This window comes from Pedobacter cryoconitis (assembly GCF_003259615.1).
Classification (GTDB): Bacteria; Bacteroidota; Bacteroidia; order Sphingobacteriales; family Sphingobacteriaceae; genus Pedobacter; species Pedobacter cryoconitis.
In genome coordinates this window covers 188,436-212,466 of sequence record NZ_QLLR01000001.1, presented here as the reverse complement: position 1 = coordinate 212,466, position 24,031 = coordinate 188,436, and the positions used below count along the sequence as shown (strand labels likewise).

24 protein-coding genes are annotated in these 24,031 nt (G+C 38.8%); 13 read left to right on the top strand and 11 right to left on the bottom strand.

Annotated features, from left to right (window positions below; translation table 11 throughout):
• The first annotated feature begins 86 nt into the window (after window positions 1–86).
• Complete coding sequence (locus LY11_RS00940; RefSeq protein WP_068401539.1) at window positions 87–626, top strand: hypothetical protein; 540 nt, start codon at window positions 87–89, stop codon at window positions 624–626.
• 53 nt (window positions 627–679) lie between these two features.
• On the opposite strand, the gene LY11_RS00935 is transcribed toward LY11_RS00940, so the two are convergent.
• The 6 genes from LY11_RS00935 to LY11_RS00910 all read right to left on the bottom strand — a co-directional run bounded on the left by LY11_RS00935 (window position 680) and on the right by LY11_RS00910 (window position 6,923).
• Window positions 680–892: a hypothetical protein gene (locus tag LY11_RS00935; protein ID WP_111631860.1), complete on the bottom strand. Its 213-nt coding sequence runs from the start codon at window positions 890–892 to the stop codon at window positions 680–682.
• A gap of 86 nt (window positions 893–978) precedes the next feature.
• On the bottom strand, window positions 979–2,700 hold the full coding sequence (gene lysS, locus LY11_RS00930) for a lysine--tRNA ligase (RefSeq protein WP_111631859.1): 1,722 nt from the start codon (window positions 2,698–2,700) through the stop codon (window positions 979–981).
• Window positions 2,701–2,812: 112 nt separating this feature from the next.
• Entirely contained in the window at window positions 2,813–4,726 is a 1,914-nt protein-coding gene (locus LY11_RS00925; protein ID WP_111631858.1) for an AMP-dependent synthetase/ligase, read from the bottom strand.
• A gap of 134 nt (window positions 4,727–4,860) precedes the next feature.
• Window positions 4,861–5,187, bottom strand: a complete 327-nt coding sequence (locus LY11_RS00920; RefSeq protein WP_068401527.1) for a HesB/IscA family protein — start codon at window positions 5,185–5,187, stop codon at window positions 4,861–4,863.
• A gap of 34 nt (window positions 5,188–5,221) precedes the next feature.
• Entirely contained in the window at window positions 5,222–5,635 is a 414-nt protein-coding gene (iscU, locus tag LY11_RS00915) for a Fe-S cluster assembly scaffold IscU (protein ID WP_068401521.1), read from the bottom strand.
• A gap of 76 nt (window positions 5,636–5,711) precedes the next feature.
• A complete protein-coding gene (locus LY11_RS00910) occupies window positions 5,712–6,923 on the bottom strand; it encodes an IscS subfamily cysteine desulfurase (RefSeq protein WP_111631857.1) in 1,212 nt (403 codons plus the stop codon).
• Window positions 6,924–7,047: 124 nt separating this feature from the next.
• Here LY11_RS00910 and mce point away from each other — a divergent pair, with 124 nt between their 5' ends.
• The 8 genes from mce to LY11_RS00870 all read left to right on the top strand — a co-directional run bounded on the left by mce (window position 7,048) and on the right by LY11_RS00870 (window position 12,869).
• Window positions 7,048–7,452, top strand: a complete 405-nt coding sequence (mce, locus tag LY11_RS00905) for a methylmalonyl-CoA epimerase (RefSeq protein WP_111631856.1) — start codon at window positions 7,048–7,050, stop codon at window positions 7,450–7,452.
• A 4-nt stretch (window positions 7,453–7,456) separates the two neighbouring features.
• Complete coding sequence (locus tag LY11_RS00900) at window positions 7,457–7,744, top strand: hypothetical protein (protein ID WP_111631855.1); 288 nt, start codon at window positions 7,457–7,459, stop codon at window positions 7,742–7,744.
• 94 nt (window positions 7,745–7,838) lie between these two features.
• Window positions 7,839–8,087 (top strand): type B 50S ribosomal protein L31, encoded by a 249-nt coding sequence (locus tag LY11_RS00895; RefSeq protein WP_041884831.1) that lies wholly within the window; start codon window positions 7,839–7,841, stop codon window positions 8,085–8,087.
• A gap of 126 nt (window positions 8,088–8,213) precedes the next feature.
• Complete coding sequence (locus tag LY11_RS00890; RefSeq protein WP_111631854.1) at window positions 8,214–9,389, top strand: putative sugar nucleotidyl transferase; 1,176 nt, start codon at window positions 8,214–8,216, stop codon at window positions 9,387–9,389.
• 124 nt (window positions 9,390–9,513) lie between these two features.
• Window positions 9,514–10,275: a triose-phosphate isomerase gene (tpiA, locus tag LY11_RS00885; RefSeq protein ID WP_111631853.1), complete on the top strand. Its 762-nt coding sequence runs from the start codon at window positions 9,514–9,516 to the stop codon at window positions 10,273–10,275.
• The gene (gene prmA / locus LY11_RS00880; RefSeq protein WP_111631852.1) at window positions 10,275–11,114 is read left to right on the top strand and encodes a 50S ribosomal protein L11 methyltransferase; all 840 of its coding nucleotides are present in this window, start codon (window positions 10,275–10,277) and stop codon (window positions 11,112–11,114) included. The genes tpiA and prmA overlap by 1 nt, the downstream gene beginning before the upstream one ends.
• A gap of 44 nt (window positions 11,115–11,158) precedes the next feature.
• On the top strand, window positions 11,159–12,511 hold the full coding sequence (locus LY11_RS00875; RefSeq protein ID WP_111631851.1) for a UDP-N-acetylmuramate--L-alanine ligase: 1,353 nt from the start codon (window positions 11,159–11,161) through the stop codon (window positions 12,509–12,511).
• Between the two features lie 28 nt (window positions 12,512–12,539).
• Window positions 12,540–12,869: a helix-turn-helix domain-containing protein gene (locus LY11_RS00870; protein WP_041884843.1), complete on the top strand. Its 330-nt coding sequence runs from the start codon at window positions 12,540–12,542 to the stop codon at window positions 12,867–12,869.
• An 83-nt stretch (window positions 12,870–12,952) separates the two neighbouring features.
• On the opposite strand, the gene LY11_RS00865 is transcribed toward LY11_RS00870, so the two are convergent.
• From LY11_RS00865 to LY11_RS00850, 4 genes are all read right to left on the bottom strand, one after another.
• Window positions 12,953–14,074, bottom strand: coding sequence for a GNAT family N-acetyltransferase (locus LY11_RS00865; RefSeq protein ID WP_111631850.1), 1,122 nt, complete (start codon window positions 14,072–14,074; stop codon window positions 12,953–12,955).
• A 78-nt stretch (window positions 14,075–14,152) separates the two neighbouring features.
• Window positions 14,153–14,353 (bottom strand): hypothetical protein, encoded by a 201-nt coding sequence (locus tag LY11_RS00860; RefSeq protein ID WP_111631849.1) that lies wholly within the window; start codon window positions 14,351–14,353, stop codon window positions 14,153–14,155.
• A gap of 427 nt (window positions 14,354–14,780) precedes the next feature.
• A complete protein-coding gene (locus LY11_RS00855; RefSeq protein ID WP_111631848.1) occupies window positions 14,781–17,729 on the bottom strand; it encodes a sensor histidine kinase in 2,949 nt (982 codons plus the stop codon).
• On the bottom strand, window positions 17,719–18,489 hold the full coding sequence (locus LY11_RS00850) for a LytR/AlgR family response regulator transcription factor (protein ID WP_245952539.1): 771 nt from the start codon (window positions 18,487–18,489) through the stop codon (window positions 17,719–17,721). The genes LY11_RS00855 and LY11_RS00850 overlap by 11 nt, the downstream gene beginning before the upstream one ends.
• Before the next feature lie 164 nt (window positions 18,490–18,653).
• On the opposite strand from LY11_RS00850, the gene LY11_RS00845 reads away from it, so the two are divergent.
• Both LY11_RS00845 and LY11_RS00840 read left to right on the top strand, forming a co-directional pair.
• Window positions 18,654–19,364 carry a ferritin-like domain-containing protein gene (locus LY11_RS00845; protein WP_111631846.1) on the top strand — a complete coding sequence of 237 codons (711 nt, stop codon included), beginning with the start codon at window positions 18,654–18,656 and terminating at the stop codon, window positions 19,362–19,364.
• Between the two features lie 11 nt (window positions 19,365–19,375).
• Window positions 19,376–20,206, top strand: a complete 831-nt coding sequence (locus LY11_RS00840; RefSeq protein ID WP_111631845.1) for a ferritin-like domain-containing protein — start codon at window positions 19,376–19,378, stop codon at window positions 20,204–20,206.
• A gap of 79 nt (window positions 20,207–20,285) precedes the next feature.
• Here the strand turns inward: LY11_RS00840 and mqnC are convergent, their stop codons facing one another.
• Window positions 20,286–21,410: a cyclic dehypoxanthinyl futalosine synthase gene (mqnC, locus tag LY11_RS00835; protein WP_111631844.1), complete on the bottom strand. Its 1,125-nt coding sequence runs from the start codon at window positions 21,408–21,410 to the stop codon at window positions 20,286–20,288.
• Window positions 21,411–21,507: 97 nt separating this feature from the next.
• Here mqnC and LY11_RS00830 point away from each other — a divergent pair, with 97 nt between their 5' ends.
• On the top strand, window positions 21,508–22,752 hold the full coding sequence (locus LY11_RS00830) for a M16 family metallopeptidase (protein WP_111631843.1): 1,245 nt from the start codon (window positions 21,508–21,510) through the stop codon (window positions 22,750–22,752).
• Window positions 22,745–24,019, top strand: coding sequence for a M16 family metallopeptidase (locus LY11_RS00825; protein WP_111631842.1), 1,275 nt, complete (start codon window positions 22,745–22,747; stop codon window positions 24,017–24,019). Before LY11_RS00830 ends, LY11_RS00825 begins: the two co-directional genes overlap by 8 nt.
• Window positions 24,020–24,031 lie beyond the last annotated feature (12 nt).

Sequence of the window (24,031 nt, the reverse complement as noted above, 5' to 3'; positions counted from 1 at the left end):
ATAAACATTTTTAGAATCTGTTTTAAATTTAAATCTGATTTTTGGTATATAAACACGATATTTGCACGAAATAATTAAAAATAGATATGCCAAACATAGTAAGACTTATCGCAGCTTTTGTGATACTGGGGGGTGCGGTAGCACTTATGATTTTCGGTTTTTGGGGTTGGGGAGTTTTAGCTGTATTGATTAGTATACTAATCGTTGCTACTTTTTTCTACAACGAAAACATGCTGCTTGCACAATGGTTTTTACGTAAAGATGATATGCCTAAAGCGGAGCGCTTTTTAAATAGAATAACAAATTATGAAACTCAATTGATCAGACCTCAGCATGGTTACTATCAATTGTTAATCGGTTTGATTGAATCAAGAAAAGCACCAATGCAGTCTGAAAAGTATTTCAAGAAAGCTTTGGCTTTAGGGATGCAGATGGATCACAATATCGCACTGGCGAAATTAAGCTTAGCTGGTATTGCAATGGGTAAACGTAATAAAAGAGAAGCTCAGATTTATCTGACAGAAGCTAAGAAAGCTGATAAAAACAAATTACTGGCAGATCAGATCAAACAAATGAAAGATCAGCTGGGCATGATGGATAAGCAGCAGCAAGTAAGATACAGGTAGTTCATCAGGAATTAATATAGCATTATAAAAAAAGCCACATCATGTGGCTTTTTTTATTTATCATTCAGATGGTCGAAAGTATCAACCGTTCCCATAGCACCGCGGCTGATAATATCTTCTTCCATACCTTCTTTTTTTCTGCTGAAAAACAATTGCTCAGATTGAATTCTTTTGATAAGCTGACGGATCAGGGACAGATCAAAGGCATCTTTACTTAATTTTATGCAGTATTCGTTTTCAGTTATCTCCAGACTTGAATTATTCATAACATTCAATTTTATTGTTTGCTAAAAATAGAAAAGGCCTGCTATATATCAATGTAGCAGGCCTTTAAATTTTTGTTATGATTATGTTAAGAGAACCAGGCGGTTACCTCTTCTTTGGTCGGCATAGCCAACTCAATTTTCAACTTTTTACGCATACCGCCCAAATCATTAAATACCTTGTTTGCATTCGCTCCCGCTAAGTCTTCTATCGTATTGAAACCCATTTTACGGATCACCTGAACCCAGTCGGCAGGGATACCTGCATTCACGAAATCTTCATCCGTAGTGATTTTAGCTTTTTTCTCCGGCCTCATCTGAGGGAAGAAAAGAACTTCCTGGATCGTAGACTGGTTAGTCATCAGCATCACTAAACGGTCAATACCAATACCTAAACCTGAGGTAGGAGGCATACCGTATTCCAGTGCGCGAATAAAGTCATCATCCATCGCCATCGCTTCGTCATCACCTCTTGCAGCCAGTTTTAACTGTTCTTCAAAACGCTCTTTCTGATCGATAGGGTCATTCAGCTCTGTATAAGCATTCCCGATTTCTTTACCCATTACAAAGAGTTCGAAACGCTCTACCAAACCTGCTGAACTGCGGTGCTTTTTAGCCAGCGGAGTCATTTCAATCGGATAGTCAGTAATGTAAGTTGGCTGGATTAAACTAGCTTCTACTTTTTCACTGAATAATTCATCAACCAGTTTTCCGCGGCCCATAGAAGGATCAACCTCTATGTTCAGGCTTTTACAAGTCTCTTTAAGCTGCTCTTCGGTCATTGCTGAAACGTCGATCCCTGTATATTTCTGAATAGATTCATACATGGTCAGTTTCTCGTAAGGCCCTGCAAAGTTAATTTCATGTTCGCCAACTTTAACGATAGCCGAACCATGCGTAGCTAATGCTACTTTTTCCAGGCAGGCTTCTACCATGCCCATCATCCAGATATAATCTTTGTAAGCTACATAGATTTCCATCGAGGTGAATTCAGGGTTATGTGTACGGTCCATACCTTCATTTCTGAACATTTTTCCGAACTCATATACACCGTCAAAACCAGCAACGATCAGTCTTTTTAAGTACAGCTCATTCGCAATTCTCAGATATAAAGGCATATCCAGGGTATTGTGGTGTGTATTAAACGGACGCGCTGCTGCTCCACCATGGATAGCCTGCAGGATAGGTGTTTCCACTTCCATCCAGCCCTGCTCATCGAAGTAAGCTCTCATGGTATTGATTACCTTAGAACGGGTAATAAAAATCTGTTTAAAGTCCGGATTTACGGTCAGATCTACATAACGTTGTCTGTATCTTAATTCAGGATCAGTAAAACCATCAAAAATGTTTCCGTCTTCATCACGTTTAACGATTGGAAGAGGTTTTAATGATTTAGCCAGTAATTTGAATTCAGTTACGTGTACAGAGATTTCACCTGTTTGGGTGGTAAACACATAACCTTTGATCCCGATGAAATCACCAAGGTCCAGTAATTTCTTAAAAACGGTATTGTATAGTGTTTTATCCTCCTCAGGACAAAGTTCGTCTCTCTTTAAATAAACCTGGATACGGCCGGTAGCATCTTGTATTTCTACAAAAGCTGCACTTCCCATAATACGGCGGGTCATGATCCTGCCTGCAAAACTTACCTTTTGATAAGCCTCCTTATTATTTTCGTAATTAGCCAGTATATCGGCTGCATTTGTATTGATTTCATATCCTTCAGGCGGATATGGATCAATGCCCAGTTCACGTAACTGAGTAAGCGCGTTTCTGCGCAGTATTTCTAATTCTGATAATCCTGTACTCATATATGTTTTATATTCGGCTTTCGCCGGATAAGCTCTAATTTATCGTTGTCTGAACGCTGTGTTCAGGCAGCTGCAAAAATACTAAATTAGAGGCTGTTTTTTTTTAGAATTTTTAATCTGCCTCTACAGCTTCTGTATACAGCTCATTGATCGCTTCTGCATAGATCTTTTCGACCACCTTACGCTTTATTTTCATGGTAGGTGTAATCTCCCCGTCTTCAATGCTGAATGGGTTTCTTTTAATCCTGAAGTTCTTGATGCGCTCAAATTTAGAGAGCTCATTGGATAGTTTCCTGATGTCCTGTCCGATCCAGTCTACAATTTCCGGTTCATTGATGAAAATATCAGGCTGTAAGAAATAAGCGTCGGGTAAATTGAATTTTTCCTGCAGGCTTTCTCTGTTCGGAATAATAATAGCAGTCAGGTATTCTCTTTTATCGCCGATTAAAAATAAGGATTCTATTTTAAGACTTTTCAGATAGATATTTTCTACCGGGGTAGGATAAACGTTCTTTCCGTAAGCATTGACGATCATATTCTTTAAACGGTCAGTAATCTGAAGGTTGCCTTTATAGAAACGGCCAATATCACCGGTATGAAACCAGTTGTTTTTATCGATGGCTTCAGCAGTTTCTGCAGGTTTATTAAAATAGCCTTGCATTACGCAATGGCCGCGCACAATAATTTCACCTTCAGCACACTCAAAATCTGGCGTAAAGGATTCATGCGTTTGTATGCTGATCATTTCTTTAGTCTCAATGTTCTGGATAGCGACCTCTATGCCCGGGATAATCCGGCCTACGGTTCCATAAACTTGTCTGTCATATTCTGTAACCGACATGACCGGAGAGGTTTCAGTGAGGCCAAAGCCTTCAAGTATTTTAATACCCAGGTTACCGAAAAATTCGCCTACATTTTTAGGAAGTGCTGCACCGCCGGAAATCATGAATTTTAATCTTCCACCGGTTTTCTCTTTAATTTTACTGAATACCAGTTTCTCGGCAATTCTCTTTTCTACAGCAAGTATGATACCTGGTGTTTTTCCTGCTTCAATTTCATAACGGTAGTTTTGTCCTGTTTCCAGTGCCCAAAGGAATATTTTAGCTTTCAGGCCGCCTTCTGCTGTACCGCTTTTAATGGCTTTATCATGGATACGCTCTAATAAACGGGGTACGCAGCTCATGACCGTTGGTTTGATCTCGGCCATGTTTTTCGCCAGTAATTCCAGGCTTTGTGCATAAGCTATTTTACAGCCTTGTGCGCAGCATACATGATAGGTTGCTGTTCTTTCAAAGACATGGGATAAAGGCAGAAAAGATAAGAATACGTCTGTTTCATCAATGATCGGGATTTGCTGTAAACAAACTTTCACATTCTCCACGAAGTTACTGTGAGACAGCATCACACCTTTTGGGGTGCCGGTTGTGCCCGAGGTATAGATTAAAGAAGAGGTATCTGAAGGACGCAGGATGGCCCTTGTTTCTTTGATTTTAACCTGGTAGGTAGAAACGAGTTCTTTACCTTGTTTGATCAGCTCTTCAAAACTGATAATTGTTTTATCGAGCCCCTGTGGAATGGTTGTTTTAGTATATTCTGCAAAAGCAGGAATGATGTATTGAAGCTGTCTGCAGTTTTCTGCAATCTTCAGTATCTTTTTATAAAGAAATGGGTTACCGACCAGGATAGATTTGATGCCGGAGTCGTTAATAATATATTCCACTTCCTGTTCTGACAGGGTAGGATAAATAGATACATTGATGGCACCAATTTGCTGAATTCCCTGATCATAGTATACATAATCAGGACCATTCTCAATCATCAGTCCCATTCTGTCACCTTTAGTTACTTCTTTTGATAAGAAAAATGCAGCTACTGCATCGGCGGTGTCTAAAGTCTGCTTAAAGGAGATATTTTCCCATTCATTATTCTTTTTATGGATTAAGAATGTTTCTTCAGGCTTGTGAATGTTTTCTACTACGTTTCTTAATAAGCTGGGAACCGTAGAAAACTCGTTAAATGATACCATATTTATTTTTTTGCGAGGGCAATAATAAAGTTTTTTACATTAAAAACACAATTGGTGTTTTTATAAATAACGGTAAAATTAGCTTAAATCAAAAAAGGGCACTATAAAGTGCCCTTCTCTTATATAATATCAGGTTAAACTGAGAAACTTTCTCCGCAACCACAAGTGCGGCTGGCATTTGGGTTATTGAAGTTAAATCCTTTTCCGTTGATACCGTCTGTGAAGTCAAGTTCTGTACCGGCCAGATATAAAAATGATTTCATATCCAGTGCTATACGGATTCCTCTGTCTTCAAAAAACTGATCTCCTGTCTTTTCCTCGTTATCAAAATCTAAATTGTAGGATAAGCCTGAACAACCACCACCTTTTACTGAAACACGTAAAAAGTAAGTCGTATCCATCTGAGACTCCTGCATTAAGTTATCAATCTTGGTTTTAGCTTTATCTGTGATCGTGATCATATGCTTAATTGTTTAAATAAGGCGCGGTATTAGTTTAATGGTGTGATTTAGGCAATGCAATTGGTTCCATGCCATTTTTAACACGGTAGTCATTGATTGCTGATTTAATCGCATCCTCTGCTAATACTGAACAGTGAATTTTTACTGGTGGCAATGCCAATTCTTCTACGATGTCCATATTGTCAATCGTCATCGCTTCATCAACAGTTTTGCCTTTCAGCCATTCTGTTGCTAAAGAGGAAGAAGCAATCGCAGAACCACATCCGAATGTTTTAAATTTAGCGTCAGTGATTACATTGTTTTCATCTACTTCAATTTGAAGACGCATTACGTCACCGCATTCTGGTGCGCCAACTAAACCTGTACCCACTGATTTGCTATTTTTATCTAATGTACCAACGTTACGGGGGTTGGTATAGTGTTCCATTACTTTTTCTGAGTATGCCATTTTATTTTCCGCTAAACCTCTTGTTAAAGAGGATTGTTTTTTAATATTTTAATTTATAAATGAATCAGTGAAGAGACTAGTGCTCTGCCCATTCAATTTTGCTTAAATCAATTCCTTCTTTAAACATTTCCCAAAGCGGAGAAAGATCTCTTAAGTGATTTACTGCTTTTTTAGTGTTCTCAATAGCGTAATCAATTTCTTCTTCAGTTGTAAAACGGCCTAAACCGAAACGGATAGAAGAGTGTGCAAGATCATCAGAAAGCCCTAAGCTTTTTAAAACGTAAGAAGGCTCTAAGGAAGCTGAAGTACAGGCAGAACCTGAAGAAACAGCCAGATCTTTCATAGCCATCATCAAGCCTTCACCTTCTACATATTTGAAAGAGATATTGGCTACATGTGGTAAACGGTGTTGTGTATTTCCGTTCACGTAACTTTCTTCCATCACAGTCAGTGCGCTTTCTAATTTATCTCTCAATGCGGAAAGGCGTGCTGCTTCTGATTCCATTTCCAAACGGCACAGTTCACAGGCTTTACCTAAACCAACAATTCCAGGTACGTTTAATGTTCCTGAACGCATACCGCGCTCATGACCACCACCGTCCATTTGTGCAGTTACTTTAACCCTTGGGTTTTTACGGCGTACATATAATACACCAACTCCTTTAGGTCCGTACATTTTATGTGCACTGAAGGCAAGCAGGTCAATTCCGTCTGCATTTACATCTACAGGTATTTTACCTACGGCCTGAGTAGCGTCAGTCATGAACAATGCGCCAAACTTATGTGCGATTGCAGAAATTTCTTTGATAGGCTGAACAACACCAATTTCATTGTTACCATACATGATCGTAACCAGGATAGTTTGTTCAGTCATTGCTGCTTCTAATTCAGCAAGATCGATTAAGCCATCTTCTTTTACTGACAGGTAAGTTACTTTTGCACCTAATTTCTCCAGGTGTTTACAAGTATCCAATACTGCTTTGTGTTCAGTAGTTGCAGTAATGATATGATTACCTTTATCCTGATACATTTCGAACACACCTTTAATACCAAGGTTGTCTGCTTCTGTAGCGCCTGAAGTGAAAATAATTTCCTTTTCAGTACAGCCAATCAGCTTTGCAGCTTGTTCACGTGCATAATCAACACCTTCTTCTGCCACCCAGCCAAAGGCGTGGTTACGACTTGCAGCATTACCGAATTTAGTGGTGAAGTAAGGCAACATTGCTTCAAGCACTCTTGGGTCAAGGGGGGTTGTCGCGTTATTATCTAGATAAATAGGAAGTTCCATTGTATGTAATTTGTTCTTTTAATATACAAATGTACAAAAAAAGATTGCCAAAGAATGTAATATAGGGCTATGAACATCGGGGGGAAAGGTGCATTTTTACATTCGCTTAACGTTTATATAGACAATGAATAAAATTGAACATATCGGTATTGCAGTAAAAGACCTGGATGCGTCTTGTTCACTGTATGAGAAGTTGCTGGGAACAGCGGCTTATAAAAGGGAATCTGTAGTATCCGAAGGGGTGGACACTGCTTTTTTTCGCACGGGGGAGAATAAAATTGAATTGCTGGCGGCTTCACTTGCGGACAGCCCGATTGCTTCGTTTATAGCGAAAAGGGGAGAGGGGATACATCATATTGCATTTGATGTGGACGATATTTATGCGGAAATGAAAAGACTGAAGGAGGAGGGCTTTGTACTGTTGAATGAAGAACCTAAATTTGGGGCCGACAATAAACTGATCTGCTTTGTGCATCCTAAAGGAACAAATGGAGTGCTGATTGAATTGTGTCAGGAAATTAAAAAATGAGGGAATGGATGATTTAAAAGTGCTTTGCAGGATTATAGGGAATGATTTTGAATTGGAGCAGGAACTGTCTGCGGAGCAGTTAAGGGCGAAAATGGTACATGCTTTCTCCTGGTTGCTGGATAATGATATAGCTAAAATGATGCAAATATTATATCGCACGGATGTGAATGAAGAAAGATTAAAATCTTTGCTGATCAGCAGCTCTCAACTACCTTCGGCAGAAGTGATTGCAGATGAATATATTAGCAGACAGTTGCAGAAAATCGAAACCAGAAAAAAGTATAGTACATAATTTTTTAATAATGCTTGTAAATAAAAAATATAATTAGGATATTTGCAACCTTCAAAATAAGCGACAAATAAGTACAAATAAGTATATATTCATTATGAAAAAAGATCTTCACCCTTCAAACTATAGATTCGTAGTATTTAAAGATATGTCTAACGAATACTCTTTCTTAACTAAATCTTGTGTTGAAACTAAAGAATCTGTGACTTGGGAAGATGGTAACGAATACCCTCTTTATAAATTAGAGATCTCTCACACTTCTCACCCATTCTATACTGGTAAAATGAAACTGGTAGATACAGCTGGTCGTATCGATAAATTTAAAACTCGTTACGCTAAGAAATAATTCTACAGTTATAAGAAATTATTATAAAGTCCCGATGCTCAGCTTCGGGACTTTTTTTATTTTTGCTTATATTATATAATAGGGATTTGCGCTCTGCAAATTCTGTGAAACACAATAACAACACAAATGAACATTAATTTATTTGATGATCAGACTGCTTTATCTTTAAGGCCGCTCACTTTTACCCGGCCTGTGGCCGATCTGCGGATCGGAATATTAACCATAGCTGAAAAATGGGAAAAGTACGCATCAGCTGTTGCAGGATTCTGTACTGCAGTTTATCTGACTGCAAAATATAAAACCCGCAAGGATGCGGACACTTACATCAACGGTTCTGTTTGCCCGGACGAAAGTCTTTTTGCTGCAATTACTGCTTTGCATAGCGGTGAAGTATTGGTTCAGGGTGAACTGATTTTAGCCTATAAAGTTAATCCGGGTGAAATCGTTAGTTTAACACAGGGTGCTTTACTGCGTCCTGTTTCTTATAGCGGGACTTTTACACGTATCGTATTTCCTGAAGACATTTTTAGAAACAATGATATACAGCTCAGGGCTGACTTTGACCTTTTAACCAAAGGAAGGGTTTCAGCAAAATTAAGTGCCACCAATACTGTACTGGGTGACCAGATTTTCCTGGAAGAAGGCGTGGAGGCAGAATGTGCAACATTTAATACGTTAACAGGGCCTGTTTACCTGGGTAAAAATACGCAGATCTGGGAAGGTACACATATCAGAGGTTCTTTTGCCCTGGGCGAAGGTTCAAGAGTGAAAATGGGAACCAAGATTTACGGGCAAACCACCATAGGCCCTTTTAGTACGGTAGGCGGCGAGATTAACAATGCAGTAATCTGGGGATATTCTGCAAAAGGACATGAAGGTTACCTGGGCAATTCGGTGTTAGGCCAATGGTGTAATATCGGAGCGGATACCAATAATTCCAATCTTAAAAATAATTACGCAGCTGTTAAATTATGGGACTATGAAAAAACAGGTTTCAGACAGACAGGTCTTCAGTTTTGCGGCTTAATTATGGCGGATCACGTTAAATGTGGTATCAATACCATGTTTAATACGGGTACTGTAGTAGGTGTCAGTGCAAATGTGTTTGGTTCGGGCTATCCGAAGAACTTTATTCCGGATTTTACATGGGGTGGATGCGATAGCCTGGCTGTTTATAGCCTTGAAAAAATGTTCGAAACAGCAGAAAAAGTATACGAACGTAAAAATGTTGAGTTTAATCAGATAGAAAAAGATATATTGTCATCGATTTTTGATTTAACTTCAATTTATAGATCTTTTTAAGAGACTTTGTGTATTTTTATCAGCTATATGTGTAGTTGATGTATAGAAACTTAATTTGAGCGTCAAAATTTGGGTTAAGTGCCAACGAAATAGGATTACAGTTAAAATAATATTAGATTTAATTATGAGAAAGAAAATAGTAGCAGGAAATTGGAAAATGAATACGGACTATGCGGAAGGTATTTCATTATTCTCAGAAATCGTTAACATCGTAAGAGATGAAAAAAAAGGCGATCAGATTGCTATCATATGTGCTCCGTTCATTCACTTGAACAGCTTATCAAAATTAGGAGGCGATGTCGTTAAAATTGGTGCCCAGAATTGCCACCAAAAAGAAAGCGGTGCTTTCACTGGTGAAATTTCAGCCAAAATGATCAAATCAGTTGGTTGTGAATATGTAATTGTAGGACATTCAGAACGCCGTCAGTATTTTGCTGAAAGCGATGCTTTACTTGCTGATAAAACTAATATTGCTTTAGCGAATCAATTAACACCTATCTTTTGTATCGGCGAAACATTAGATGAAAGAAACAATGGTAATTTCTTTGAAATCCTTAAAGGACAATTAGAAAATGGCCTTTTCCACCTGAGCCCTGAAGATTTCGCGAAAGTTGTAATCGCTTATGAGCCAGTTTGGGCTATTGGAACCGGACTTACTGCTACTGCGGAGCAAGCTCAGGAAGTGCATGAGTTTATACGTGCAGAAGTTGCTGGTAAATTTGGTGAAGCTGCTGCTGAAGAAACTTCGATTTTATACGGAGGTAGCTGCACCCCTAAAAATGCACCTGAATTATTCGCACAAAAAGATATTGACGGTGGATTAATCGGAGGCGCTTCTCTTAAATCGCGTGATTTCGCAGATATAATTAAAACCTTTAATTCTTAATGCAGTATATACAAGTCACCTTCAGCTTTACGCTTATCCAGGAGTATCAACAGGATATATTAATCAGTGAGCTGGCTGAAATTGGATTCAATACGTTTGAAGATACCGAAAATGGATTTTCTGCTTTTATTGATTTCGATAGCTATAGTAAAGAAAACTTAACCGGATCTCTTCTTCAGTTTGAAGGAGAGTTCGATTATAATTATACAGTAACAGAAATTGCAGCGGAAAACTGGAATGAGGAATGGGAGAAGAATTTCGAACCCCTGATTATTGATGAAACCTGCTATGTGAGAGCTACTTTTCACCCTGTGCAGCCTCAATACAAATACGAGATCGTTATTGATCCGAAAATGGCTTTCGGAACTGGTCATCATCAAACAACAACGATGATGATGCAGTACATTCTGGAAAGTGATGTTGCAGGAAAAAATATCCTTGATATGGGTTGCGGAACAGCGATATTAGCTATTCTTGCAGCTAAAAAAGGTGCTAAAAACTTAGTGGCTATTGATAACGATGAAGTTTGTTATCTGAGTGCTAAAGAAAACGCTGCACTAAACAATATTTCTAATATTACTGCTTTATGTGGTGGAAAAGAAGTGATTCCTGCAGATCAGTATGATATAATCCTGGCCAACATTAATCGTAATATTTTACTGGATCAGATTCCTGTATATGCCAGCGTGCTGAAAAGCGACGGCGAAATATTTTTTAGTGGATTTTATGAAGCTCCGGACCTTCAGATGATTAAAGATGCTTGTGCTGAATTTGGCATGAATTATCTGAACCATAAGAAGATTGGGGAATGGGTAGCCTCCCGTTTTAAAAAGGTTTAATAAATAAAAGTATTTAATTGCTTTATTTTTTTTAATATTTGAGAATGCGAATACATTTTATAGCTATCGGGGGAAGTGCAATGCACAACCTGGCAATAGCTTTGCATCAGAAAGGTTTTATTGTAAGCGGTTCTGATGATTTAATTTTTGAGCCATCGGCAAGCAGACTTTCCAGACACGGGATTTTACCCGAAAAACTGGGCTGGCACCCGGAGTCTATCACTGCTGATCTTGATGCAGTGATTTTAGGGATGCACGCCCTGATTGATAACCCTGAATTACTCAGGGCGCAAGAGCTTGGACTGAAGGTTTATTCTTATCCTGAATATATCTACGAACAGACTAAAGATAAGCTGAGAGTAGTTATTGGTGGCAGTCACGGTAAAACGACGATTACTTCCATGATCCTGCATGTACTTAACTATTACAAAAAAGATTTCGATTACCTGGTCGGTGCACAACTGGAAGGATTTGATACGATGGTACGCCTTACGCAGGCCGCGCCAATAATTATTATCGAGGGGGATGAATATTTAGCCTCTCCGATTGACAGAAGACCAAAATTCCATATTTATAAAGCAAACATTGCAGTAATTAGCGGAGTAGCCTGGGACCATGTGAATGTGTTCCCTACTTTTGAAAATTATTTGCACCAATTCGAGCTTTTTATTGATACGATCATGCCTGGGGGCAAATTATTTTATGCTTCGACAGATCATGAGCTACGTACTCTTGTGATGAATAATCATAAAGAAATTGTTAAAACAGGATACGAAATTCCTGCACACCACGTTAACAATGGTATAACCTATTTACTGCCTGAAAATCTGCCACTGAAAGTTTTCGGTGACCATAACCTTATGAATTTAAGTGCGGCGAAATTGGTTTGTAAAGAAATTGGTATCAATGAAAATGATTTTAATCTGGCAATTACCTCGTTTAAAGGGGCTGCAAAAAGGCTGGAGTTGTTAAATGCAGAGAAAAATACAAATGTTTATAAGGATTTCGCACATTCCCCTTCAAAATTGAAAGCTACGATTGAGGCAGTAAAGTCACAATTTGAGGAAAGAAAATTAGTAGCTTGTATAGAATTACACACATTTAGTAGTTTAAATAAAAATTTTTTACTACAATATGCAGATACGATGATCCGTGCAGAGAATCCTATCGTATATATAGATATAAAAACATTTCAACAAAAAAAAATTAAGCCCTTTACGGAAATAGATGTTCAAACAGCATTTAATAACGATAAGCTTACGTTTTTTGACAATGCCTCTACTCTTGAGCAATACTTAAGAGGGTTGGATTTTCGCCAGACAAACCTTTTGCTGATGAGCTCGGGTAACTTTGGCGGGATGGATTTAACCAAACTGGCACGTGAGTTGAATACTTAAAGAACAAAACACACCTAAATTTATAACAATGAACATCATCGGTAAGAACATCAGACAGCTCCGTCAAAAAAATGGATGGAGTCAGGGCGAAGTAGCTAAAAGGTTAAATATCTCTATTCCTGCATTTTCAAAGATTGAAACTGGGATTACAGATATTAATATCTCAAGGCTGGCTCAGATCGCTAATCTTTTTGAAGTCTCTACAATGGACATCATCTCTAAAGAAGGAGAAAATCCTCAATCTGTAAATTTTGAAGAGATCAATAATCTGAAAGCGAAACTATCACTGAGAGAAGAAGAAATCATTAAACTTCAAAAGAAGGTTATTGATCTTTACGAAGAAATCAGAGAAAAATAGTAAGATTTTAAAAGCCTGTTTAAATCTAAACGGGCTTTTAAATTAACAGGCTAATTAAGAATTCCAAAGGTCTTCTCTTTTAATTAAGAGAAGACCTTTCGCATAGTGAGGTGACGCTTTCCGAAAACAGCACCTGTTGCTTCATGAATAGAAAGCATTTTATCGTTGAAATCGCCTACCCAGGATAATTCCAGTTCGTCATACTGATCCAGCGGCAGAACATATTCTTTTAGTTTAATAAATAAGGCAGATTCAAGTCCGTGTTTTTGATAAGCAGTTTTTGTACCCATTACAATGGCTCTCATCCTGTTTACACCTTTCCATCTGCGGTAAACAAACTTCAGTTTTTCTATCAAACCTAGTTTTCCTTTGAAATCCTTTATCATTTGATTAGCATCAGGGATAATAACTACGAAAGAAGCGGGTTCTCCGTTGAGGTAAGCGAACCAAATTAGTTTTTCATCCATGATAGCCTCCATCTGTTTGAAACTCTCCTGGAGGGTTTCTTTCTTGATCGGAACAAAGTTTTCAAAGTCTTTCCAGCCATCGTTATAGATTTCCATCAGGTCCTGCACATATTTCTCTGAATTCTTTTTGGAGAAGTGTTCAAAGGTATACCCTGGTTTATTCGCTACCCAGGTCGCAATTTTTGTAAAGCGTTCGGGAAAAGGGTTTCTAACGGCCAGATGATTGGTGATTTGCTGGTAAGAGGTGACAAATCCATAGTTTTCAAAAAAGGCCTGGTAATAAGCAGGATTGTAATTCATGCCGTAGGATGGGGGAGTGAAGCCTTCGACGAGCAAACCCCAGAAGGTATCATTTTCGCCAAAATTGATAGGCCCGTCCATCGCTGCCATTCCTTTTTCTTTTAACCAGGTTTGGGCAGCATCAAATAGCTTAAAAGCAGCCTCCTGATTGTTGATACATTCAAAGAAGCCTACACCGCCTGTGGGCTGTTCGTAGTTAAATGCTTTTTTGGTATTGATGAAAGCAGCAATCCTTCCAATTGTATTTCCCTGTTCATCTTTTAAGATCCAGCGGGTACATTCACCGTGTTTAAAGAAGATATTCTTCTCCGGGTCAAATGTCTTCTCTACATCCTGATCGAGCGGACAGATCCAGTTCTGATCATTTTGATAGATGGTGTGCGGAACCTGTAAAAATTCCTTTTTTGTTGGTGAACCGGAAACGGAAATTAACTGCATTTATTCATTGGGGTTAAAGCACTGATAAAAAAAAAGCATCCTTTTGATAAGATGCTCTATATGGTTGGACAGAATTACTTAGTAAGTATCATCGTCATCGTCTGAATCAAAGTCATCGAAGGTGTCCAGATCATCTAATGGAAGATCAAAATCATCGTCGTCATCGTCGTAAGTTTTCTTCTTCTCAATAGAGTCGTAAGAATTCTCATCATTCATCTCTTTGTCCTGTGCCTGATCATCTAATGAACTTTTCTTAACAGATTTTTTTGGAGTTGTCATTTGTCTTAAATAAAATTACCAGAGTTGTTGATACGTTAAATTTACGAAAAATCTTTTTAAAGAGCATCAAAGCTGCTTTTAATGATTTTTTGCTCAATCAAATTTAACATAAAAAGCTTTTCAAAAAAAGAACTTTTTTCAAATTTTGAACGAAGTTTTTCAAGAGGTTGCTGATCAGATAAATAATTGAAAATAATTCCGGACAAAAAAAAAGTGGTAAAGCTTTAACTTTACCACTTTTAACACACAAATGAAACCTGAATTGAGATAAGTTTTAGGTTAGGTTAAAAATATCTTTGGCCAATTCTATAAGAACGCGTTTTACAAACTTTGTTTGTTTTAATATCTATAACAAGTTTAATGCTATTTTCATTTCAAACGAATAATACTTAGTAAGTGGTAGGTATCATTGAGTAAACGGTAAAATCTACCTGTTTGGGACTAAAATAGAGATAGTTGTGCCCGATTTACCGTTCTGTTTAATGCTGATTTGTATCGGATTTGCTTCAATCTGGTTAATGAGGTTGATCCTTTCCTGGGTAAGGCTCATCCCTTTACTTTCATGTTTTTCCCTTTTCACGCGCAGCGAATTGTCTATGCCTACCCCATCATCTATGATTTGAATCAATAAACAGGCTGTATCCTGGTGCTGGATCACAATAGAAATTTTCCCTCCTTCTTCTTTAGGCATCAGACCATGCCAGATGGCATTTTCTATATAGGGCTGTAAAATCATGGAGGGGATCATGGTTTCATCCTGATCGATGTCCGGGGCAATTTGGATAGTGTAATTAAACTTCTCTCCAAATCTTTTCTTTTCCAGGGTCAGGTAAAGGGACAGGTATTCGATCTCCTCTTCCAGGGAAATAAAGCTTTTGGTACAGATGTCCAGATTTTTTCTGATCAGCCGGGCAAAACCGGTCAGGATTTTATTGGCCGAGGAAGTGTCTTTGGTATTGATGTAATGCTGAATAGAGTTCATCACATTAAAAACAAAATGCGGGTTCATCATCGCTTGCAAAGCCTGCTGTTCGAGCATCAGGATCTTATTTTTCAGCAGCAGCCTTTGTTGTTCTTTATCTTTTTGCTGCTGGGTAACGATAACGGCAATCTTGTAAAAACTAAAACTGGCCAAAAGCAGGATCACGAAGATGAACCACCAGGATTGCCAGAAATGTGCTTTTAAGACGAAACTTACAGCTACTGGTTTGCTCCATTGGCTGTTGTTTGTTTTTGCACTGAGTTCAAATTTATAGCTGCCGGGTTCCAGCGAAGAGAATTCCAGTCTCCTGTTTTTGGTTTCTGTCCATGGACTGGCTGATTTTAACCGGTAGCGGTATAAAATATAATTGTTTTGAAAGTCAAGGGCGCTGTAATAAAAGGTAATATTATTTGCAGCTGGTGCCAGGTTAAAGGAATCCGTATTCAGGCTCAGTGGTTTTCTGTTATTGATAATTCCGGAGATCAGTACTTTAGGCATTTCCTTATTCCTGTCAAAAGGGGTATTGGCAAAGAAAACCAGGCCATGATTGGTCGCAAAGTAGGCGGTATCGCGGTCTACGTATAATCCGTTAACGTCATTGTCGAGCAGGCTATTGGTGTATTCAAATGATTCTACCGGATTTTTTCCGTTTAAAAAGATACGGTTTACGCCATTGGTGGTCACGACCCAGACATGGTCTTTTTGTATAAATAGCTTTTTGCAGATGTTGTTTGCCAGGCCATCTTCACGGGTGATCTGACGGATCAGCAGGTTGTTTTTGAAAAAGAGCAGGCCATACCCATCGGTAGCGAGGACAATAGTGCCATCTGGCAATTGTGCAATGTCATTGATCCTTTTGGTTAACAGCGGGTGACGCTGATAATGCCTGGTAAGTTTGCCTGCTGATAATTCGGCCAGTCCGTTCACATTGGAAAACCAGAGGTTATTGTCTTTGTCGTAATAGACGCGATAGGCCCTGTTGCTGAAAAAGTTTTCTCCTTCTTTATAATTTGATGAGGTAAATGATAATTTATGAAAAGGGTCGTTCACCATGACCACACCTGAGGACAGGGCGAGGGACAGGTGGTTTTTACTACTCACACTAAAACTTTTCAAGACAAAACCAGAGCTGTGAGTTTCCTGCAGGTATTTAATTTGCTGGTCTTTTGTGTGTTGAGCGGAGAGCATGCCTAAGCCGTAATCTGAACTGAAAAAAACTGTTTTTCCGGCAGAGTCCGTACTGATTTGCTTAATGCTGCTGAATTTTTTCTTATCTGGCAGTTGAATGGTACGGATTTGATTGGCTGATTTATTCAGGACATTAATTTTCCCGTTATCCAGTCCCAGCCAAAGGTTGCCAGCATAATCTTTATTGATACTTTTTACGGTATTGTTGCTCAGTCCGTAGTGGTTATCCCGGATGTAGACTCTTTTAGATTTTTTAGGGAGCATGTAGATGCCGTTACTGGTGGCAAACCACATGTTCTCTCTCATGTCTTTGATTACCTGATTTGTAGTCAGGTTATGCAGGTAATGTGTCTTTGTGCCATCTGCTTCCAGGTGGTAGACTCCTGAATTTGTAGTTAGCCACAGGTCTTTCTGATTTTCTGCATAAAAATAGCCCGGATTATCTGCTAGTAAAGTGCTGTCGATTTTCATTGTCAGCTGCTGCTGCTGACCGTTTTTGAAATTAAGTCCCTTTTTATCGAGGAAATACATCGTCCGGTCGGGCAGGTTTTTAACAGTTTTGTAAGATAGCGGGCTGATTTGGAATTTTGTTTTATTAAAGTTTTCTCCATCAAAGGTCCGTAGGCAGTGTGCGCTTGCTGCCCAGATTTTGCCAGATTTGTCTTCGTAAATAAAGGTATTGATAAACTGATTGGCGGGATCTGCAGAGGTATATTTTTTTAATGTTTTTCCGTCCCACCTGGCGAGGAGGTTTTTATTGGTCCCAAACCAGATATGTCCTTTACTGTCTTCAAAGAAGGAGGTGACTACGCCATTAAACTTTAAAAGCTGAAGTAACTTGTCGTTGCTTTCATTGTAAATCACCCCATTTTGAAAATAACTGAGCTGACCGTTTAAAGAGAAAAACCAGATTCTTCCGGAGCGGTCTTCATTTAACCTGATAATCTGGTTGTCGGCCAAACCGTCATCGATAGAGAAGTTCTCAAATACTTTTCCGTCAAACCGGCTTACGCCTGCGTCTGAGGCAACCCAGATATAACCTTTTTTGTCCTGGAGAATAAAATAACAGCTGTTGCTGGGCAAACCGTCTTTGCTGCTGTAATGTTTAATAAAAGTAGTCTGTCCATAGCCGTAAATACCCGAAACAATTAAAAGGAGTAATAGGATGAGTCTTTTGCTATAGAAAGTGCTTGTTTTATTTATCACTGGCGAAATTGGTATATTGTTTAACTTTCTCTGCAAAAATACTTGCTCTGCGTCTTGATACGGCTATTTTCTCTCCGTTTTTCAGCAAAACTTCCAGACCGTTTTTTGAGTTGTATTCTTTAAGATAGTTTAAATTTACAATACTGGATTTATGGATCCGGATAAATTGATCTTCTGGCAAAATTTCTTCGTAGTCTTTTAATACTTTGGATACGGTAATTTTTTCCCTGTTGTCCAAATGAAAGATAGAATAATTGCTATCTGCTTCTATATGAATGATTTCATTGAGGTCAATCAGGGTATATCCTTGTCCGTTCGGCAAACTTATTTTCCTGATTTCTGACCGGTCTGCTAAATTATTTGCTAAATTTTTTAAGCGCTCATTCCGGTCAGATTCCTGGTCGATAAAACGTATTAATTTTGCTGCTTTTTCTACCGTTTCTTTGAGCTCATCGATGTCAATTGGCTTCAGTAAATAGTCGAGCGCATTGGCCTTAATCGCTCTCAAAGCGTACTGGTCATAAGCGGTTGTAAAAACTACCTGGGTATTATGCTGTTTCGCATCAGGAATGAGCTCAAAGCCGTTTTTTCCGGGCATAGCGATGTCCAGAAAGATCAGGTCGACCTCATGTAAAGAGAGCAGTTCCCGGGCTTCATCTACAGATTTTGCAATCCCGCTGATGTGCACATTTTCGCAATTTTCCTGTAAGAGAAAAAAAAGTGAAGACCGCGCAAATTCTTCATCGTCTACTATTATCACATTGAACACTGGCCGATATTTTTATAAGGTGAAATTATCAAAAAAATAGGGGAGTCAAGAATTTTTTTGACAAAGTCAAAAACCAAAGCGATTTAGATGCCGTATGTCACGGTATAATCATGGGGGCCCTCAACTTAGTTGAACCATAATTTAAATCATTTCTTATGAAAAGTTTACAAGAAGAGAAAGAAGTACTGCTTCAGGAGAGCGGTATTCTGACTGCAAAACTGCAACGCAGATCTTTTCTGCAATATGCAGGAGCAGGGGTTGCAGGAGTGGCTTTAATTGCTGCAGGCTGTAAAAAAGATAAAAGTACTCCAGGTTTGGATACAGGTGTGGATTTAGGTACCGGTGATATAGGTATCTTAAATTATGCTTATGCACTGGAACAATTAGAAGGTGCGTTTTATGATGCAGTGGTAAAAAGTCCTTATGCTAACATTCCTGCAAATGAGCTTGCTTTACTTACGGATATTAGAGATCATGAGTTAGCTCACCGTGAATTTTTCAAAAAAGCATTAGATACAAGCGCGATCGTAGGCTTACAAGTAGATTTTTCGTCAATCAATTTCGCTGACAGAACAAGTGTACTGAATGCAGCTAAAGGCTTTGAAGATTTAGGTGTTTCAGCTTATAACGGAGCCGGTAAACTCATTAAAACACTAAAATACTTAGAAGTTGCAGGAAAAATCGTCTCTGTTGAAGCACGCCACGCGGCTTTAATCCGTGACTTGATTTCAAATGGATCTTTTGCTGATAACACTGCTGTGGATGCAAATGGACTTGATGGTGCTTTGACACCTATCCAGGTTTTAACTAAGGCTAAAGTCTTCCTTAAAACTGCAATTAACGCGTCTAATTTACCTACTTCTTAATCCGGGAAATCATGAATATTATTAACATATTAGAAGAAATTGAAAAAGTGGATGGTGAAGTGTATGAACGCTTAAATCCACGCAGAGCAGCAATGAAATCATTTTATGGCTTTGGATCAAAAGTAGTTTTAGCTGCGCTTCCAATGGCTTTAGGTTCTATGTTCAAAAAAGCTTACGGACAAACCACAACCAGTGTGATTGATGTGCTGAACTTTGCTTTAACTTTAGAATATATTGAATATAATTTCTATCAGACTGGTATTAATACTGCGGGATTAATTCCTGCCGGTACACCTGCTGTAGCAGCGATTGCTAACATTCGTGATCATGAATTAGCACACGTTAATTTATTAAAAGGAGCAATTACTGCTTCTGGTGGTACCCCGGTATCTTATACCGCAGCTTCATTTGATTTTACTGCAAAAGGAAATTTCCCTACAGTGTTCTCTGATTATCCAACTTTTCTTGCGGTAGCGCAAGTGTTCGAAGATACAGGTGTAAGAGCTTATAAAGGACAAGCTGGTAACCTAATGAGCAGTCCAAGTGTATTGCAAACTGCTTTACAAATACATTCTGTTGAGGCGCGTCACGCTTCACATATCCGCCAAATGCGTAAAGCTCCTGCTGGTGGAGGTGTAACTGCTTTAAAACCATGGATTACTGGTGCTAACGATAGTGGCGTTGCAGCAGCAGCAGCGAGTTACGCTGGTGAAGATAATGTAACACAATTAGGTATTAATATTCCAGGTCTTGGTTTTTCAGTAAATGCATCAACAGAAGCTTTTGATGAACCACTAACTATGCCTCAGGTACTTTCGATTGCAAGTCTGTTTATCAAATAATTTTTCGGGGGGGAGATATGGTGAGAAAAAGGAAGAGGATTTAAGTTCTCTTCCTTTTTATTTTTTATAACAAAAATGATTAGTAATTAATCACCTGTTCTTCTAAATGTTCAGGAAGGTCACGGTAGTTATACTGCTGACCTCTTAATTGTGGCTCAAAGCCTGCTTCTCTGATAGCATCCTGTATTCCTTTGGCTGTAAAACGGTGTGGTGCACCAGCGGCAGAAACAACGTTTTCTTCAATCATGATAGAGCCAAAGTCGTTAGCCCCTGCATGTAAACATAATTGTGCTACATTTTTACCTACGGTTAGCCATGAGGCTTGTATATTTTTAATGTTCGGCAGCATGATCCTGCTTAAAGCAAGCATTCTCACGTATTCGTCTCCTGAAACATCATTCGTAATTCCTCTTAAACGCTTCAATAAAGTACCGTCATCCTGAAATGGCCACGGTATAAAGGCTAAAAATCCTTTGGCATCTGCTGGTTTCTCACTCTGAACTTCCCTGATCCACACTAAGTGTTCAAAACGTTCGTCTATAGTTTCAACATGGCCAAACATCATCGTTGCAGAAGTCGTTATATCCAGCTGATGTGCTGCGCGCATGACATCAAGCCATTCTTGTCCGCCGCATTTTCCTTTAGAAATCAGCCTGCGTACCCTGTCATTCAGTATTTCTGCGCCTGCACCAGGTAAGGAATCCATACCGGCAGCTTTCAGCGCACTTAAAACTTCTGTATGGGTAAGTTTGTCGATTTTTGCAACGTGTGCAATCTCCGGCGGGCCTAATGCGTGTAATTTAAGATCAGGGTAAAGTGCTTTTAATTTTCTGAACAGGTCAGCATAAAATTCAAGCCCAAGGTCGGGATGGTGCCCGCCCTGTAAAAGTAACTGATCACCGCCCAGACGGAAAGTTTCTTCAATTTTAACTTTATAAGTTTCTATGTCCGTAATATAGCTTTCGTCATGACCTGGTCTTCTGAAGAAATTGCAAAATTTACAGTTCGCTATACACACATTGGTTGTATTGACGTTTCTATCAATTTGCCAGGTAACTTTTCCGCTTGGTACTTGTTTCTTTCTCAGCTCATTTGCAACAAAGGCCAAATCGGCTGTTGAAGCATTGTGGTACAAAAACACGCCCTCTTCTTTTGTTAAAAAGTCGAATTGCAGAGCCCTTTGTAATAATTCGGCAGTATTCATACAGCAAATATACCATTTGTTCTGCTGTTTTTATTTCATGAGATTATCACATTTACCCTAAATCATTATTCCTATATTTGACACAATTATATATTTTATGGTAGATTTTAATCGTTTTACACTAGCTAATGGCTTACGTGTCCTGGTACACGAAGATGATACAACCCCTATGGCTGTATTAAACATCCTGTACGATGTTGGTGCACGGGATGAGGAAGAGGGTAAAACCGGTTTTGCACATCTTTTTGAGCACCTTATGTTTGGAGGGTCAGTTAATATACCTGTCTATGATGAACCACTGCAAAGAGTGGGAGGGGAAAACAATGCTTTCACAAGTAATGATATAACAAATTATTATATCACTTTGCCGGCTACGAATATTGAAACCGCTTTCTGGCTGGAGAGTGACCGTATGCTGAGCCTGGCGTTTTCTGAGAAAAGTCTGGAAACACAGCGGAATGTGGTTTGTGAAGAGTTTAAACAAAGATATTTAAATCAGCCTTATGGTGATGTATGGCTGAAGTTAAGGCCGCTTGCTTATAAAAAGCATGCTTATCGCTGGGCAACTATAGGACAGGATCTCGCGCAAATCGAAAATGCTTCGATGGAAGATGTGAAGGCCTTCTTTAAAAAACATTATAATCCGCAGAATGCCATTATGGTTGTGGGTGGAAATGTAAAAACTGAAGAGATTAAATTGCTGGCAGAAAAGTGGTTCAGTCCTATTCCTGCCGGAGATAAATATGTGAGGGATTTGGTTCAGGAGCCTGCACAAACTGAAGCGCGCAAGGAAACTGTGACTGCAAACGTGCCTTTGAATGCTTTTTACCTCGCTTTCAAAATGGCTGCCCGAAGAGACGCGGATTACCAGGTGTACGATCTTTTATCTGATGTACTTTCTCAGGGACAATCTTCAAGATTATATAACAGTTTACTGAAAGATCAGCAGTTGTTTAGTGACATCCATGCGTATATCACCAGTAGCCTGGATGAGGGTTTATTCGTTGTAGAAGGTAAACTGAGTGAAGGGGTGACCATGGAGGCAGCAGAAAAAGCTGTTTGGGCAGAGCTGGATAAGATTGCAACTGAAGAGGTGAGCCAGATAGAATTAACGAAAGTGAAAAACAAATCGGAGTCTATTATGGTGTTTGCTGAAATGAGCCTGCTCGATAAAGCAATGAACCTGGCTTATTATGAGTTACTGGGTGATGCAAACGGATTAAATACTGAAATTCAGAAATATCTTGCTGTTGATGCAGCGAAATTGCTTCAGGTTGCCAAAAAGACTTTCGTGAGAGAGCAATGTTCTACTTTATACTACTTAACTTCCGAAAATGCTTAACCGAACCCTTATACCTGAGTCAAGACAGGTGAATGATATTAATTTTATTGCTCCTCAAAAACAGGAATTAGCGAACGGAATTAAGGTATTTACTGTGAATGCCGGAAAACAGGAGCTTGTTCGTATTGAATTTGTTTTTGAAAACGTAAACTGGGATGAATCTAAACCGTTGCAGGCTATTGCGGTAAACCATTTGATTAATAATGGAACTGATAAGCTGACTGCAAGGGAAATTGCCGATAGGGTAGATTATTATGGTGCGTTTTTGCAAACTGATTATGGTGCTGATCAATCAAGTATCAAAATTTATACGCTGAATAAACATCTTGGATCGGTACTGCCTATTTTATGGTCAGTATTGAATGAAAGTATTTTTCCTCAGCAGGAATTGGATATTTTTAAGCAAAATCAGCAGCAGTCGCTGAAGGTGAGTTTGCAGAAGAATGATTTTCTTGCCAGAAAAAACTTTGCTCATGCAATTTTCGGGACTTCAACTTATGGTTCTGATATTGATGTGGAAGATTACCAGGCTATAGAAAGAGCAGATTTAGTGGCTTATTTCAGTGCTGCTTACAAGCCTGAAAACTGTACTATATTCGTTGCTGGAAAATTTGAAGCCGCTGAATTCGACTTGTTAAATGCCAATTTTGGTATGGACTGGAATAATGAGGCTGGTTCTGTGATCAATCAGTTTTCTTTTGAAGCTTCACCAAAAGGGGAAATTTTTATTGAAAGGGCAGATGCTATACAGTCTGCAATCAGAATGGGGACTTTAAGTATCAATCGCTCACATCCTGATTTTGCAGGTTTCCAGGTGATGAACTGCTTATTGGGCGGATACTTTGGTTCCAGGTTAATGGCTAATATCCGGGAAGATAAAGGCTATACTTATGGTATTGGTTCTGCAATCGTTTCTTTGAAAGATGCTGGTTACTTTTTTATCGCTACAGAAGTTGGCGCTGATGTTTGTACGAGTGCCTTAAATGAAATAGAGAAAGAGATCGATTTATTGAAATCGGAAGCAGTTTCTGAGCAGGAGCTTAGCCTGGTTCGCAGTTATATGCTGGGTTCTATGCTGGGAAGTCTTGAAAATGCCTTCTCTCATGCTGATAAGTTTAAAAACATCTATTATTCAGGATTAGATTATGATTATTATGATAATTACATTCATACAGTCAAATCAATTACTGCTGAACAGGTGAAAGCGTTGGCTAATAAATATTTAAATACTGCAGATTTTACAAAAGTTGTGGTTGGTAAAAAGTAATTACAAAAAGCC